This window comes from Pseudoroseomonas cervicalis ATCC 49957, assembly GCF_000164635.1.
GTDB classification, from domain to species: Bacteria; Pseudomonadota; Alphaproteobacteria; order Acetobacterales; family Acetobacteraceae; genus Pseudoroseomonas; species Pseudoroseomonas cervicalis.
The window spans coordinates 1-1575 of the sequence record NZ_GG770970.1 but is presented as its reverse complement, the minus strand read 5'-3'; the positions used below and the strand labels follow the sequence as shown (position 1 = coordinate 1575).

The window sequence follows — 1575 nt, the reverse complement described above, 5'->3', positions numbered from 1 at the left end:
GCCGCCGCCACCCGCCGCGCCTGGCGGGCCGGCGTCCTGCTCGCGGCCCTGGCGCTGCTGGTGGCCCCTGCTGAATTCCTGGCCAATGACCGGCCCGTGCTGCTCTGGATGAACGGGGCGCTCTCCTCCCCCGTGCTGTCGCGCCCGACCGAGCGCGACCTCGGCGGCACCCTGCCGCTGCCGGCGGATTTCCACGACCCCCTGGTGGCGCGGCTGCTGGCCGACCAGGGCGCCTGGGCGCTGTGGCCGCCGGTGCGCAGCAACCCGCTCGACCCGGTGCACGACCTGGAGGGCACGGCGCCGACGCCGCCCTCCGCCCGCCACTGGCTCGGCACCGACGAGCAGGGGCGCGACGTGCTGGCCCGGCTGATCTGGGGCACCCGGCTGTCGCTCGGCTTCGGCCTGGCGCTGACCCTGCTGTCCCTGGCGATCGGCCTGCCGCTCGGGCTGGTGCAGGGCACGCTGGCCGGGCGCATCGACCTGATCGGCCAGCGGCTGACGGAAATCTGGGGCGCGGTGCCGCTGCTGATGCTGCTGATGATTCTGTCATCGGTTCTGGCGCCGGGCTTCTGGGTGCTGGCCGGCGCCATGGCGGCCTTCACCTGGATGGGGGTGGCCGCCTTCACCCGCACCGAGAGCCTGCGCCTGCGCCACCAGGATTTTGTGCGTTCGGCCCGCGCGGCGGGGGCCTCCTGGCGGCGGGTCATGCTGCGCCATGTGCTGCCCAACGCCCTGGCGCCGGTGCTGGCCTCGGCGCCCTTCCTGTTCGCCGGCGGGCTGACGGCGCTGGCCGGGCTGGATTTGCTCGGCCTCGGCCTGCCGGCGGGCACGCCCTCGCTGGGAGAGATGCTGGCCCAGGCGCGCAACAACCTGCACGCGCCCTGGCTGGCCGGCGCCGCGGTCGGCATGCTGACCCTGCTGCTGCTGCTGGCGACCCAGCTCGGCCAGGCGCTGCGCGATGCCCTCGACCCCCGCCTGCTGCCCGCCCGGCGCGCGGAGATCCCCACCCCCACCACGCCCGATCCCGCCGCCGTGCTGGCGATTCGCGACCTGCACCTCGCCTTCGGCCCGGTCGAGGCGGTGCGCGGCGCCTCCCTGCGCATCGGCCGGGGCGAGGCGGTGGCGCTGCTGGGCGATTCCGGCGGCGGCAAATCGGCCACCGCCGCCATGGCCGCGGCCCTGCCGCCGCCGCAGGCGACGCGGCTCGCCGGCAGCGTCCGCCTCGATGGCGTGGAGATCATCGGCGCCTCCCCCGGGCAACTGAAAAGGCTGCGCTTCGCCGCGCTGGGCATGGTGTTCCAGGAGCCGGGCGCGGCGCTGAACCCGACCCGCCCGGTGCTGTGGCAGTTGCGCGAGGCGATCGGCGCCCAGCCTGACAGCCGCCTGGAGGAGTTGCTCGCCGGGCTGGACCTCGCCGTGCTGCGCGAGCGGCCGCGCGCCTTCCCGCATGAGCTGAGCGGCGGGCAGCAGCAGCGCGCGGTGCTGGCCATGGCGCTGGCGCGCGACCCGATGCTGATCATCGCCGACGAGCCCACCGCCAGCCTCGACCCCGCGCTGCGCGGCGCCGTGCTGCGG

General features: G+C 76.1%; 1 protein-coding gene. It reads left to right on the top strand.

Going from position 1 to position 1575, the window contains the following annotated elements:
* Positions 1-1575: ABC transporter permease subunit (locus HMPREF0731_RS23390; protein ID WP_007006216.1), on the top strand; the 1575-nt coding region annotated here is incomplete at both ends.